Below are 14,234 nucleotides of genomic sequence, written 5' to 3'. Positions count from 1 at the left end.
CCACGTCCGGCTCCAGCGCCCAGCGACTAGTGGACTTCCCTCACCTCCGTACGATAAGTCAACATCGGTTCGGGGAAGGAGGAAGGCCGACTAAGAACGGACTTTGCGTCCAACGTCGGCATACCCCTTTTGCAGGGGCATGTTTCCTTTATCTCCTACGGCTCAGTCCAGTCCATACGTCGCTAAACGGGCGCTTGCGCCTTTGTTCAAAATTACACCTCTACACTAGCCTGGTTTACCTGTTTGATAAATTCCTTCATCAACCCAGGCAGATCTGGCCAAGCGTGTCCGGATACAAGGTTGCCGTCCGTATGCAGAGGTTTCTCAACATAACTGCCACCAGCCGCTTCTACCTCTGGTTTACAAGCAATATACGCGGTCATTTCCCGACCTTTCAGATGTTCTTTTACCGTTGTAAGCACAAGACTTGCATGGCAGACGGCAGCGATCGGTTTATTCGCCTCAAAAAAATGGCTGACAATTTTCGGGACATGTTTGTTTAGCCGAATATGTTCAGGAGCACGGCCACCAGGGATAATCAGTCCGTCATATTTTATTGGATTGACATCCTCGAATGTTGCTGTTGCTTCGATTAGGTACCCCTCTTTCTCCGTGTATGTCTCCCACCCGATAAAATCATGGACAACCGTTTGGACTTTTTTTGCACTGGAAGCAACTATCGTTGTTTCGTATCCCTCCTCCAGACAGCGGAAGTATGGGTAGTAAATTTCCAACGCTTCTACTGCATCACCAGCAAGAATCAAAATCCTTTTCGCCATCGATAATACCTCCTTAGAGTTTTGTTACATTAACTATTCTATTTTAGAACGGGAAAATCCTTCATCAAAATGCAGTGGGATAGTTGGCTGGCGTTTACTATAATAACGGATTTGCTGATCGAACACGGAAATTCGCCAATTAGACGCAGAAGACCGCCGATCACGAGCGGGAAGTCGCTGATCGAAGTCGAAAAGTTGCCGATCGAAACGGAAATTCCACTGCTTTACATTAAATTCTTCGGTAGTATACCCCTCTGTTTTGTGGAATTCTAATAAAAATTAATTTAAAATTTAGCCAATTTAGATAATGACACCGGTTTATTGGGCATCTATACTGCAATAAAGGAGGGTAAATCGAAAATGGAATAAACAAGATTTTTAACTTTTATTTTCGGAAAAGTCGGATTTGCCCCATGCGCTAAAGTACATAAACCTTAATATGTACAAATATGGGTCCTATCTGAAGAAACAAGGAAGATGCCAAATAAGACAAAATAACCAACTGTGAAAAACGAGGTGTATTTTTAATGAGAAAAGGTTTAAGCGATGCTAGCTTTATCCCTAATTGGGGTACGGAAAGATTTCTTAAGGCCGCAAAAAAGGCGGGGTTCGAAGGGGTTGAGCTCAACTTGCGTGAAATGGAGGGGGAGCTTACTACTGAAACGTCCGCAGCTGAAGCTAGAAGGCTGGTGCAACTTGCAGAGCATTGTGAAATAGAGATAGCCACCTTATCGACAGCATTACTAAATACCTATCCGCTCTCTTCCGGTGATACAAGAATTCGTGAAAAAGGGCTGGATATAGGAGGACAGTTAATCGATTTTGCTGCAGAAATGGGTGCGAAAATAGTACAAATAGTACCTGGTGCAGCCTTTGCTGAGACCCCATATCAAGTTTCATATGAATTGGCTGTAGAATCATTATTCCAATTGGGTGAAAGAGCCGCATCTTCCGGAGTAATAATCGGAATTGAGAATGTTTGTAACAAATTTTTGCCAAGTCCTCTGGAATTTGTCAGATTCCTGGATGATGTAAACCATCCTTGTGTGAAGGCATATTTTGACAACGGGAACGCTCTTGCAACAGGATATCCGGAACATTTCGTAAATCTTTTGAAAGATCGTATTGTGGCTGTCCATGTAAAAGATTATTGGCAGGCTGCAGGAGATTTTGTCTCCATTCTGGAAGGGAATACAAATTGGCCTGCAGTAATGTGTGCTCTGGATGAAATTCCTTTCAAGGGTTATCTTATTGCTACTCCTCATTATCCATACGCCTATTGTCATGACCGTCATATTGAAAAATACTCACAGGATTTAACGTCTGTCCTTAATCTGATCAAGTCAAATAAAAAAGTAAACAAAACGTATTAAATCACTGCTTTTTAGCTAGTCTGTGTTTGAAATGTACAAACATAAATCTTAATTTTGTGTAAACTAAACAATGACTTTTATGGCGGTTCTATTTTAAAGTAGAACTAATTCCTGAATCTCGGAAATAGTACACGCTAAAATATCAGATGATTTGGAAATGTGGTACTCCATAGCAGGAGAGTAACAAATCTGTACCACATGACGGAAAAAGTTCAAAGGAGGAAAATTAAAAATGGAATACAAAGAATTAAACTTACCATCTCGAACTATTATGACACCTGGTCCGGTAGAGGCAGATCCACGTGTTTTAAGGGCGTTGTCTACACCAATCATTGGACAGTTTGATCCACAGTTCTTGAATATAATGGATGAAACTTCTGATCTTCTGCATTATGTTTTCCAAACGGAGAATAAGCGGGCTTTTCCAGTCGATGGGACGTCGCGCTCCGGAATAGAGGCTGTGCTGACGAGTATCATTGAACCGGGGGATAAAGTTGTCGTCCCAGTATTTGGGCGTTTCGGTTATTTACTGACAGAAATGGTTGATCGTGCAGGAGGGGAAACGTACCTAATGGAAGCGGAGTGGGGTAATGTGTTTGACCCGCAGGACGTAATTACAAAGATTAAACAGGTAAACCCTAAAGTAGTCGCTGTTGTTCATGGTGAAACTTCAACAGGGCGTTTGCAACCACTGAAAGAAATTGGTGAGTTTTGCAGGGAAAATGATATTTTATTAGTTGTTGATGCGGTTGCAACACTTGGCGGGGTTGAATTTAAAACAGACGAATGGAATGTGGATGCTGTTATCACGGGTACACAAAAATGTCTCGCTGTCCCGACTGGTATGGCTCCATTAACGTATAACGACCGCATCGAAAGAATCTTGCTGAAGCGCAAAAAGATTGAGCGTGGTCTTTCGATGGAAGCGCAAAATGACAGGAAAATTCAAAGTAATTATTTTGATTTGAGTCAGATTCAGGATTACTGGTCTCCCGATCGTTTAAATCATCACACAGAATCGACTACAATGCTGTATGCTTTGCGTGAAGGCTTGCGTGTGATTAAAGAAGAAGGAATAGAAAACCGCATCAAACGCCATACAAAACATGGCAAGGCGTTGTCAATAGGGCTTAAGGCGATGGGTGTTGAATTATTCGGGGAAGAACAAAACAAAATGCCGGTTGTGACCATTGTCAAGGTTCCAGAAGGGATAAGTGAACAAGCTGTCCGACAAATAATGTTAAATGAATTTGGTATTGAAATTGCTGGAGCTTTTGGGCCGCTAAAGGGTAAAGTATGGCGAATTGGTTCGATGGGTTATAGCAGCAGAAAAAATAATATCCTTCATGTTCTTGGTGCACTGGAATCAACACTAACATATTTTGGGGTTAAGGTAAACAAAGGAGATGCTGCACAAGCCGCATTGGAATATTACTTAGAAGTGGACAATCCTGTAGTGCGAACGAGTTAATTATTAATTTTCAAGGCAGCGTTTAATTGCAAATCAGCAATCAAACGTAATAAATAGCCCGTACGATCAGAAAATCGAAGGGATTTATCACGCATTAAGGCCATGCTAGTATCGGTGGCTGTTGAAGGTGGCATTCTTGGCCGACCTTATCATTTGAACAAGCACTTACATTAATACAGGAACTGCTATAACAATCACCTTGAAAGTAAGCGTTATAAATAAATCTGTATGATCGTAACTAAGTCAATTATTGGCCAGGTTGCATATATTACTTGTTTAAAATAAACAAATCGCATTGTCGATTGTCTAAAAAGAACAATGAAAGTCTTTTCATTTTGTTTATATGCCACAGTGACTTGGGCTATGTTATCCTATATGCTAATATTATAAATTATTCGGAATGGTAGTTAGATATAGATTATTTATAAACTAGCTATCATTCTGTAAAATGATTGCCAGTTCCGAAAGGGGTTGTTGTAAACTAATTTTCCGGATTTTAATAGACAGTTACCGTACTTGTTTTTGGAAAGGAATGATAGCGCTGTCACCAAAGCTGCAAGACCTAAACAAATTAGATAAAAATGACTTTGTGAAAGAAACTGGATTTGTTTTTGAGGATTCACCATGGATTGCAGAAATCGCATGGAGTTCCCGTCCTTTTTCATCCATAACCGAACTCCATCAAACAATGGTAAATATTGTGGAGGGTGCTGACAGGAACAAAAAGCTTGCCCTCGTAAGAGCACATCCTGACCTGGCAGCAAAAGTTAACATGACGCCAGAATCGGTAAAAGAGCAAAGTGAAGCTGGTCTTGATCAGCTTTCACCGCAGGAGAGACAAGAATTCCTGGCGTTTAATCAAGCGTATACGCACAAGTTCGAATTTCCCTTTATTGTAGCTGTAAAAGAAAATACGAAAGATGATATTAAGACTGCAATGCGAGAACGGATAGCTAACGATCGTGAAACTGAATTGAAAACAGCACTTCAGGAAATATACAAAATTGCTCGTTATAGATTGGAAGCAATATCAATTTGACGCTTAAGATTATATAACAAATTTTTCCAAATTAACAGGAGGTTATTTTCATGACGAATGAAAGAACAATGTATTACGGAAAAAAGGATGTATTCGTGTACCGTACGTATGCAAAACCATTGATTGCAGAAACAATCCCGGAATCCAATTTTACAAAAAGGGAAAATATCATTTTTGGTGTAGATGTTCAAGTAGCTTTACACGGGGACTTTCTGCACAATTACATTGATGGTGATAACAGTAACCTTGTAGCAACCGACTCTATGAAAAATTTTATTCAACGCCAAGCTGGTGAATTCGAGTATTCTACAATTGACGGCTTTCTTACGGAAGTGGCAAAACGGTTTATTGCCAAGTATCCACAAGTTGACCAAGTTGAGATAAGTGGTCAGGAAGTTCCATATGGCCCGGTAAAAGTGGCGAAAGGGAATGCTATTGAGGAAAGTGGCATTGTATTACGCCCTTCCCATACAGAGCGTGCCAGGGCGTCTGTTACTGTGAAACGAGCAGACAATGGGACAGAAATCATGAACTATACAAGCGGTATTCAGGATATCCATCTTATCAAAATAACCGGAAATTCATTTTATGGATTTGTTCATGATGAATATACGCAGCTTCCTGAAGAAAAGGACCGAAATTTGTTTATCTATGTAGATATCGACTGGACTTATAATGATGTGAACGATGGAATTGATCTTAAGGCGGCAAATCATGTACCAGCAGAGCAGGTAAGAGATATTGCTGCAACTGTCTTTCATGAACTGCAAAATAATTCGATCCAGCATTTAGTCTATCACATTGGAATTCGAATTCTTGAACGGTTTTCACAGCTAAAGGATGTTAAATTTTATACAAATAACCGAACATGGTTGAAAGTAGTAGAAAATATTAGTAATTCTGAAGGCAAGGTTTATACCGAACCACCTCTTCCGTATGGGTACCAAGCTTTCTCTGTTACTCGTGAAGACCTTGACAAGGCGCAAACAGATTCCAAGCAAAGTGGTGTGCATGCATGAGTTTAAGTACACATGTGCTTGACACAGTTCAAGGCAGCCCAGCTAAGGGGATGAAAATTGAATTGTGGCATCTTGGAATAAACAACCATCGTACACTTATACGGCAAGTTGAAACTAATAATGATGGACGTGTTGATACTCCCTTATTAACAGAGGGGGATGCAAAACCAGGAGAATATGAGCTGATATTTTATGTAGCTGAATACTTTCTGGGAAGAGGAGAAAAGCTTTCTGAACCACCTTTTTTGGATAAAGTCCCGATTCGCTTTGGCATAGCCGATCCTGGCAGCCATTATCATGTCCCTTTGTTAATTACACCATGGAGTTATAGTACTTACCGTGGCAGCTGATATAATTTTAAAGGACATTCTTCGCCTGTTGGAAGCGGTTGCTAAGCCTTTTTAGATTAAGGGAAGAATGTCCTTGATTAAAACATCATGTAACGAAAAAATGGATCATTTCTTTTGTTAAAAAAGAAGGTTTTAGAAAATGAAAGCGCTTAATGATGAGGGGCTAATCCTAAAGAAAATGGTATTTGTACAAAAAATGTCTTCACTGTCGGTAGAATAGGAACTCCGCCGGTTCTCTAGAATTTTGAACAATACAGATTGGAAGTTGTTAAGAGGACAGTATATTTATCTATTCGCCCGAAATGACTTTGAATAAAGAGAGACAGCTACATTCAAATCGATTGATCATGCTAGGTAATGAGGAGCGTTAAAATGGGAAATGTTAATGAAAAACTAGGATTTGGAAAATCGGCTATTTTAGGATTTCAGCATGTCGCGGTTATGTATGGAGGTGCTGTTGTCGTGCCAATTTTGATTGGTTCGGCAATTGGCCTGACACAAGATCAATTAGTCTATTTGATATCGTTTGATTTGTTTGCATGTGGTATTGCAACATTGATACAAGCATTAGGGTTTGGCAGACATGTTGGTATAAAACTTCCAGCGTTAATGGCAATTTCGTTTATTGTAGTCGGTCCAGCAATTTCAATAGGTGAAATATATAGTATAACCGGTGTATTTGGTGCCGTAATTGTATCCGGTGTCGTTGTAACCATTATATCGCAATTTTCTGGGAAACTTGTCCGCTATTTTCCACCGATTGTGACGGGCGCAGTTGTGTTAATCATTGGGGTAACACTGATGCCGGTTGCAATGGAAAATGCGGCTGGTGGAGCTGGAGCAGCAGATTTTGGAAGCGTTAAAAATATTGGGATCGCAACATTCACATTTTTGAGTTTCTTAATGATTAATCAGTTTTGTAAAGGGTTTATTAAATCAATTGCAATCTTGCTCTCTTTACTGCTGGGATCCATTGTTGCCTATTTTCTTGGAATGGTAGATACTTCTGTTTTATGGGAAGCCTCGTGGATTAATGCTATCCAGCCATTTTACTTTGGATTTCCTACCTTCCATCTATCGGCAATCATCACTATGACATTAATTGCGATTATTATTATGGTTGAGAGTACCGGTGTATTTTTTGCACTTGGTGATGTATCCGAAAAGAAAATAGATGGAGAAGACGTTAAACTTGGCCTCAGGGCTGAAGGGATTGGTACGATCATTAGCGGTATTTTTAATTCCTTTAACCATTCCACTTTTTCACAAAATGTGGGACTAGTCTTCCTGACAAAGGTTACCAGCAGATATGTAGTTGCTGCCGGCGGAATCATTTTAATTATTATTGGTCTTGTGCCAAAAGTAGCAGCTATCACTACTATGATTCCATCCCCTGTACTAGGCGGTGCAATGATACCGATGTTTGGCATGCTCATATCTGCTGCGCTGAAAATGATGGCTAAGGATGACCTTGCGAAGGCGTCCAATCAATTGATTGTCGGTGTTGGAGTTGGAATAGGAATTGCTGTAGACGGCGCAGCAAAGGCATTTGCCCATTTTCCAGAAACGATTAGCCTGCTTTTGGAAACCGGACCAGCGATGGGCGCAATTGCCTGTTTCCTTTTAAACTGGTGGCTTAATGGACCAACTGATAACCATACGAAAAATGAACAGCCAGTAAAAAATACGGCCGAAACGCCAGCTGTTTCAGTTGGAATTCATGCACGGAGGTTTTAAATTGGTAAGGTATATGAAGCGAGCGGTGGAGTTAGCGACAGCCATTTGGGGCAGTGCTTGTAAAAGATAAGAGAATAGCTGCCGAAGGTGTGAACACATTGCACAAAACGTTTGATATTAGTGGTCATGCAGAACTGCAGGCCATTCGTAAAGCACAAGCTAAGTTAAAAACGAATGATCTGTCAGATTGCAGCATATATGCCAGTGGTGAGCCCTGTGCGATGTGCTTAACAGCCATGTATTTTACGGGGATTAGAAAAATCTATTATAGCTCATCACTTGCTGAAGCGGTTGCAAATGGATTTGAAAAATCAGAAGTCATGACTGATCAAAACTTAAAACAGCTGAAGGATTCCATGATTTATCTGCCGCTAGCAGGTACAGTTGACGATCCAGTCAGACTTTGGGCTGAGGGAGTAAATAAGTAGCTTGTATAGTGTATGTTCAAAAAGCCGCCAAATCAAAAATCAAAAGTGAGGAAGCATCTGAATTAACCGATTACCATTTAGTGGCTTTTTGAACATCCTCTTCATCGAAGGCGGAAAGAAAAACCGGTATTGTTATTTGCTGCTAGTGTTTTATGTATCCTCCTCAAGGATAGTTCCAATTATTAAGGAAACGCGAATACGCAAAGAGTCAATCGGATCACGGAAAGAACAATTAAGTATTTCCTCCGCTTTTTTAATCCGGTATTTAATCGTATTTCGATGGACAAAAAGTTTCCTGGACGCTTCAGAAATCTCGCATTGACAATCCAAATACACTTCGATAGTTTTAACTAATTCCAGATCATCTTTCGTTTTTGGATATGCAAGTTTTTTTAACGTATTTTCATAAAGACCTCTTAAATCCTTCCTGGTGATGGTGTTTAATAATTCTTTCACTTCCTTTGTTTTATAAAAGTTAATGAAGCCTCTGTTTCTTGAATTATACCCGCTTTTTATCGATTCAACGGCTTCCTGGTATGCTGTTGGAATATCTGTAAGCTGTTGGATTTGATTACTGATTCCAAATGAAATTGTAAATCCTTCTTGAATGTTGTACTGGGCTGTTTCTATAAATTCCCTAACCTTGCTCATTTCAATTTCCGTATATTCAGGGAATTGCAGGATGATAACAAAATATTTTTCCTTGGTAAATAAGGTTGCATCCATTTCAGCATTCATTAGTTCATCCTCCAACTGATCATAGATACTATTATGAAGCTCCACAACATTTTTCTTATACAATTGAAGTGATTCGTAATTTTCACCTTCTGCATCAATTGCACAGACAATGCAAATACTTTCCATATCTGATTTTAGCCCATAGTAATTGGCACGACTTACAATTTCTTTCTCCGAGCGAATTCTCAATTCTATTAAATCGGCAAAAAAGTTATTTTTCAATAGTCTTGAATTCTCGTTAATTGCCTGTTCCTTGATGATGGTAAAAGAAATAACGTTACCCGCCTGTTCAATTGCCATCTGCGAAGAAGGATAGGGTAAAGTTAAATAATCAATAATGATCAGCATGCTTGGATATTGTCGTTTCGTTTGTACCGGGAAGGATGTAATCGACTGTTCTCCTAAAGCGGGTATTGTAAACGTGATTCCTTTACGTACATTACTAATATCCTGTTTAACTATTTGTATAATTTCCTTCTCGGCCATCTTCATCGAATCCTTTTGGAAATCATAGCTATGGGCAATCATATCTCCCCTATGGTTTAGCAGTATAACAGGACGTTCCAGAAAGTGTCCTAGCTGACCGGTTAATGCTGCAAGATTGTATTCTTTAATCATCATATTGGAAAATTCCTTTTGAATATAAAGTGCATAATACAGTTGCTCTGCTTCATGGTCATTTAAATAGTTTAAAATATGACGTGAAACATTTCCCAAGGTATATTGCATTGGTAAATCAATAATCGGAAATGAAAGATTGTCAGCAAGCAGCTTCACTTCATCAGGTAATTCTTTCAGAAATCGATTAACCTTGATTACAATACCGGTACAATTTAAAGCATGCATTTGTTTGATTAATTCACACAGTTTCCGGGTGTTATTTTTAAATGGGTATGCGGTTGTCAGCAGTAAATGGTTTTTGTCCAGAAATTGAATGATATCGGGCGTATCTGAAATATTTACAAATTGTACATGCCGGGTAAGCCCCCGATGTCCTGCCAGAACGGTACTATCTTTCATCCCTTCCAAAATGAATAGGTCATTAAGCGCTTTCATTTTTACCCTCCATTAATAAAACTAGTTAAACTAATATGAATTTTACTTTTACTATACCGTTAAAATAGTGAAAAGTAAACAAATGGTGGAAAACATTTTATCCGTTATGGCCAATGACTTAAGGGAACAGTCTGAACAACCAATGGGAAAAAGTGTTACCAGGTGGTATGTGGACAACCTGTTTTGAAAATAACAGAGTAAGCTTGCGTTCTTGTCAGATTGAAGCAGAAGAAGAGTAACGATTGATCGCAAAAAAATATCCCCGCTGCAAATGGATGCTCATTTTAGAGAGTAAGTACAAGCGGGGATAATCTATATACATAATGAGAAAAATAAAAGAATGGCAGCTTACGAGGTTAGAAAAATTTTACTGTAGCTTAAAACCCATGTTGTGTTTTAAATTTCGCAAACTCTCGTTCATTCTGTGCAGCCTTATTCCAAATATGATCCTGGTCAGCTTCTATGGACGTGAATCGCTCCATAATTTCCTGATGACGGGTTTCATTTTCCTTGCGCATAGCTTCTTGATCCTTACGCATAGCTTCTTGATCTTTACGCATAGCAGCCAGTTCATTTTTCATGACGGTTTGATCTTCCATGATCCCCCCAATTATCTCAATAATGTGATCCAATTTTTTTTCAATACCTTTTTGCCCACTCATATTTTCACCTCCCCCTCTATCAGTATAGCTAACTTTATTCAATCTTACTAGATTATAATTTGTGACAAAATAATCGACATCAAACCTTCAACCCAACCGTCAATAAAAGGGATAGCATTTTTACTTTTTATCGTGTTAAATAAAGGATAGACCTAAGAAAAGGGATGAAAAAAATGGAGTGGAAGCAATACGAAGATATAAAAGTAGTGAAAATTGCGGTTAACCCCCTTTTTCCGCTCATGTCTGTTTACCTGTATTTCGTTGATGGGATGCTTGTTGATACCGGCCCACGTATTCAAAAACGAAACCTGAAGGGCATTTTTCCATCATGGGATATCAAGCAGGTAGCACTAACTCATTCCCATGAGGATCATACGGGAATGGCCTCGTGGATTGCGAAACATACGGATGCAGAAATATTTTGTCACGAAGAAATGGTAAGAGAGGCGAACGAAAAAGCCCGTATCCCTTGGTACCGGGAGCTGTTTGTAGGACCGCGGTTTGCTTTTTCACCCAAGCCCTTCCCCGATAGCATTCGGACACAAGCTCATACCTTTTATCCAATTCATACGCCAGGGCATACAAAGGATCATGTCTGTTTATTGGAACCAAACAAAGGATGGCTCTTCACAGGAGATTTGTACATTACACCATATCCTAAAGTATTTATGAAGGAAGAGTCCATTTCAGGATATATTGAGTCGATTAAAAAGCTGAACACCTATGATTATCAAACCGTGTTTTGCGGTCATGAGGGGATTATCCGTAATGGGAAAGAAATGATGACCCGAAAATTGGCTTATTTGCAAAAGACAAGAAACGAGATTATTCGCATGAATCGTTTGGGATATACAGAACGGGAAATTAGTAAACAAATGTTTCCCGAGAATGTCAGGTTGGAAAAAATCACATTTGGTTCTTTTTCACGAATGAATCTTATTCGCTCATGTTTAAGAAATAATTAGGTGATAACTTGCTCTAAATACTGGTAAACCGAATCAATCGCTACATGATCGAATAAACTTGTATCATGCAAAATCAATAAAATAATTATCATTTACAAGCACAGTTCTTAGATGTGGGAAAACTGTACTTCTTTTGGTTTACCAAAGCAATGATATACAAAGATAGGGTAATAGTCCGGTTAACAGATAAAAACCCGACATATTACGGAATATGTTTTTACAGCTTCAGAATGTACGATAGCTCTAATGAGGGACGAAGGAGGAAAAATAAACATGGCAGAAATAAAAGATATTTTCCGTGAGATTGATGCCGCATTAAAAGAAGATCCAAGCCGCACAAAGGGAGTAGAAGCAATTTACCAGTTTGATTTGGACGGAGGAGAGGCAGGAGTGTACCAGCTTATTCTGCGTGGTGACGATAGTTATGCTGTTAAAGGTGAAAAAGAAAAGCCGGATTGTACATTGAAAATCGCTTCAGAGGATTTTGAAAAAATGGTTGAAGGAAACCTTAACGGAACACAAGCATTTATGAGTGGCCGGCTTAAGATTAAGGGGAATATGGGGCTTGCCTTAAAGCTTCAGGATATATTATCCTCCTATAATTCAGCAACACAATAATTTGTTTCCATCTGCCCTGTAAGGACACCATCTGCAGGGCTCTCTTGAAATAGTCCAGGATCGATAACATTCAGAAAGAAGCTTTACGCGATCAACGGGGAGGAATAGATATGATAGCGTTTCAGCCGACAGAAGACGAATCAGCTTTTATTGACGTTGCCGCTTCTTTTGCAGCTGATAAGCTCCGTCCTGCAGCAAGAACTTGTGAAGAAAATAAAAAGGTAGAAGCGACCCTTTTTCAAGAAGCAGCAGAATTAGGTTTTTTATCGTTAGAATTAACGGAAAATTGGGATGGTTTGGAACTGCCACTAATCTCTCAGACGCAAATTTTGAAAGCGCTTAGTTATGGCGATTTAGGAATTATCCAGGGGTTTTCAGGTGCGGGGGATGCTGCATCATTCATTCGACTAGCATTAGATAACCCACTATTATCCATATACAAAACGAATCTCACGAATGGACATACGGTGGCGCTGATAGATATAGAGGAAGGTTGGCGAGGGAGCCTTACCGTAACGAATAATCGATTAAACGGGACGTCAAAACCGGTTCGGCTGGCAAAGGATGCCCAATATGTGATGGTCACGGCAATGAATTCCGCTGAAGAGCCAATCATAGTTTGGCTTGATAAAGATTTGGGCAACTGGTATGTGGAAGAAGGCGATTACCGTTTGGGTTTATTAGCCTCCAGGATTGCCCGACTGCAGTTTGATAATGTAGCGTTTGCTGAAAACAATGTGATCGCTAGAGGTGAGAAGGCTGCAGAATTAATAAAGCAGGCATGGACACGTATCCGTATTTTACAAGCTGCCAAGGAAGTTGGTTTAATGGAGGCGGCTCTTGACTATGCGACGGAATACACTGCTGGACGAAAGGCATTTGGTCAGGAAATCGCCAAATTCCAAGGTGTATCATTCCGGATTGCGACGATGGCAATGGAAACGAGGCTTGCTAATCATCTCGTCTGGCAGGCTGCTTTAGCGGCTGATGAAGGAGATCAGGCTGCAGCTGGTTATTCGTTGCGTGCACTTCATCGTGCCCACCGATCGTTACGCTATGTGACTGATTCTGCTGTGCAAATGCTTGGAGGACACGGATTTGTGCAAGACTTTCCCGTAGAAAAATGGATGCGCGGTGCACAAGCACAGGTTTCCCTTTTATAAAGACTTGAAACTACCTACTGGAAACTGGGTAAGGTTCCATGTTAAGGCAACAGGTAAAACAACAATTGAAGGTTTAATTCAGGATGCCCGTTTTATTGATGCTGATTTAAGTTTTAATGAATTGAATATTAGAGAAAAAAATACGGATGATTTCTCTAAAAACTGGAGTCAGGATGCGAAGACAATTACGATTAAGGACGCTAAAATTGTAACGGACTATTTGTTCCAGAACATGGTCAGCCTGGAAGGTGCCAAAATCTCTGTGGAAAGCATCAAGGAACCAAAGATGACGGGAAAATAATCCTCACACTAAAAAGGAGGATAACAAATGGATAGAAAAGAAAAGAAAGTACTAAAAAGAGAGGAAAAACTGCAAAGAAAGTATCAAAAAGTTGCAGATGGAGGTAAATTTAAACAATGGCGGAATAAGCGGCCGTTTTGGGGGGCGACATTAACTGTCTTGACTGGACTGCTAATTTTATATATCCCATTACACCTATATGCGATTGCCTTTATTCCAGGCAGTTTAGTATTTGTCGGGTTTTTGTTCGGCGGGCTAATATTAATAGATGGGATTTTTGCCTTCATCTACCCTCAGTTTTCAACCGTATTCGGTGTTGTGACAATGTTTCTTTCCATACTTTCAATCATGGGAGCACTAGGTGGGTTCATTATTGGAACGATCCTGGGGCTCATTGCAGGTTCCTTATGCATTGCATGGGAAAAAGAAGAAGTGATCATGAACCATAAACAAAATAAGAAACAGAACAGAACAAAGAAAAAATCCAAAAATAGTGGTGAGAGTGAAAATATCAAGGCTGCACAAGCATAGAAGC

15 protein-coding genes are annotated in these 14,234 nt (G+C 39.7%); 12 read left to right on the top strand and 3 right to left on the bottom strand.

Going from position 1 to position 14,234, the window contains the following annotated elements; translation table 11 throughout:
* Positions 1-212: 212 nt before the first annotated feature.
* A complete protein-coding gene (locus IEX12_RS06860) occupies positions 213-779 on the bottom strand; it encodes a DJ-1/PfpI family protein (RefSeq protein WP_102414849.1) in 567 nt (188 codons plus the stop codon).
* Between the two features lie 527 nt (positions 780-1,306).
* On the opposite strand from IEX12_RS06860, the gene IEX12_RS06855 reads away from it, so the two are divergent.
* The 7 genes from IEX12_RS06855 (at position 1,307) to IEX12_RS06820 (ending at position 8,196) form a co-directional block, all read left to right on the top strand.
* On the top strand, positions 1,307-2,152 hold the full coding sequence (locus IEX12_RS06855; protein WP_102414850.1) for a sugar phosphate isomerase/epimerase family protein: 846 nt from the start codon (positions 1,307-1,309) through the stop codon (positions 2,150-2,152).
* A 232-nt stretch (positions 2,153-2,384) separates the two neighbouring features.
* Complete coding sequence (locus IEX12_RS06850; protein WP_102414851.1) at positions 2,385-3,623, top strand: pyridoxal-phosphate-dependent aminotransferase family protein; 1,239 nt, start codon at positions 2,385-2,387, stop codon at positions 3,621-3,623.
* Positions 3,624-4,155: 532 nt separating this feature from the next.
* A complete protein-coding gene (uraD, locus tag IEX12_RS06840; RefSeq protein ID WP_102414852.1) occupies positions 4,156-4,662 on the top strand; it encodes a 2-oxo-4-hydroxy-4-carboxy-5-ureidoimidazoline decarboxylase in 507 nt (168 codons plus the stop codon).
* 50 nt (positions 4,663-4,712) lie between these two features.
* Complete coding sequence (gene pucL, locus IEX12_RS06835) at positions 4,713-5,681, top strand: factor-independent urate hydroxylase (RefSeq protein WP_102414853.1); 969 nt, start codon at positions 4,713-4,715, stop codon at positions 5,679-5,681.
* On the top strand, positions 5,678-6,031 hold the full coding sequence (uraH, locus tag IEX12_RS06830; protein WP_102414854.1) for a hydroxyisourate hydrolase: 354 nt from the start codon (positions 5,678-5,680) through the stop codon (positions 6,029-6,031). The genes pucL and uraH overlap by 4 nt, the downstream gene beginning before the upstream one ends.
* 372 nt (positions 6,032-6,403) lie before the next feature.
* Positions 6,404-7,768 carry a nucleobase:cation symporter-2 family protein gene (locus tag IEX12_RS06825; RefSeq protein ID WP_188724834.1) on the top strand — a complete coding sequence of 455 codons (1,365 nt, stop codon included), beginning with the start codon at positions 6,404-6,406 and terminating at the stop codon, positions 7,766-7,768.
* Between the two features lie 98 nt (positions 7,769-7,866).
* The gene (locus IEX12_RS06820; protein ID WP_286170963.1) at positions 7,867-8,196 is read left to right on the top strand and encodes a deaminase; all 330 of its coding nucleotides are present in this window, start codon (positions 7,867-7,869) and stop codon (positions 8,194-8,196) included.
* 150 nt (positions 8,197-8,346) lie between these two features.
* On the opposite strand, the gene IEX12_RS06815 is transcribed toward IEX12_RS06820, so the two are convergent.
* Together IEX12_RS06815 and IEX12_RS06810 are read right to left on the bottom strand one after the other, a co-directional pair.
* Positions 8,347-9,990 carry a PucR family transcriptional regulator gene (locus IEX12_RS06815; RefSeq protein WP_188724833.1) on the bottom strand — a complete coding sequence of 548 codons (1,644 nt, stop codon included), beginning with the start codon at positions 9,988-9,990 and terminating at the stop codon, positions 8,347-8,349.
* A gap of 377 nt (positions 9,991-10,367) precedes the next feature.
* Positions 10,368-10,652 carry a hypothetical protein gene (locus IEX12_RS06810; RefSeq protein ID WP_102414859.1) on the bottom strand — a complete coding sequence of 95 codons (285 nt, stop codon included), beginning with the start codon at positions 10,650-10,652 and terminating at the stop codon, positions 10,368-10,370.
* A gap of 173 nt (positions 10,653-10,825) precedes the next feature.
* On the opposite strand from IEX12_RS06810, the gene IEX12_RS06805 reads away from it, so the two are divergent.
* The 5 genes from IEX12_RS06805 (at position 10,826) to IEX12_RS06785 (ending at position 14,230) form a co-directional block, all read left to right on the top strand.
* Entirely contained in the window at positions 10,826-11,617 is a 792-nt protein-coding gene (locus IEX12_RS06805; RefSeq protein WP_188724832.1) for an MBL fold metallo-hydrolase, read from the top strand.
* A 273-nt stretch (positions 11,618-11,890) separates the two neighbouring features.
* Positions 11,891-12,235, top strand: coding sequence for an SCP2 sterol-binding domain-containing protein (locus IEX12_RS06800; protein ID WP_155554989.1), 345 nt, complete (start codon positions 11,891-11,893; stop codon positions 12,233-12,235).
* 110 nt (positions 12,236-12,345) lie between these two features.
* Complete coding sequence (locus IEX12_RS06795; protein ID WP_188724831.1) at positions 12,346-13,398, top strand: acyl-CoA dehydrogenase family protein; 1,053 nt, start codon at positions 12,346-12,348, stop codon at positions 13,396-13,398.
* Positions 13,370-13,699 (top strand): hypothetical protein, encoded by a 330-nt coding sequence (locus IEX12_RS06790; protein ID WP_188724830.1) that lies wholly within the window; start codon positions 13,370-13,372, stop codon positions 13,697-13,699. Before IEX12_RS06795 ends, IEX12_RS06790 begins: the two co-directional genes overlap by 29 nt.
* Before the next feature lie 27 nt (positions 13,700-13,726).
* Complete coding sequence (locus IEX12_RS06785) at positions 13,727-14,230, top strand: DUF6114 domain-containing protein (RefSeq protein ID WP_188724829.1); 504 nt, start codon at positions 13,727-13,729, stop codon at positions 14,228-14,230.
* The last annotated feature ends 4 nt before the right edge of the window (positions 14,231-14,234 follow it).

Source organism: Lentibacillus populi, assembly GCA_014642895.1.
GTDB lineage: Bacteria > Bacillota > Bacilli > Bacillales > Amphibacillaceae > Lentibacillus_C > Lentibacillus_C populi.
Note: the sequence above shows the minus strand (reverse complement) of the source record. Positions and strands in the feature narration are given on the sequence as shown.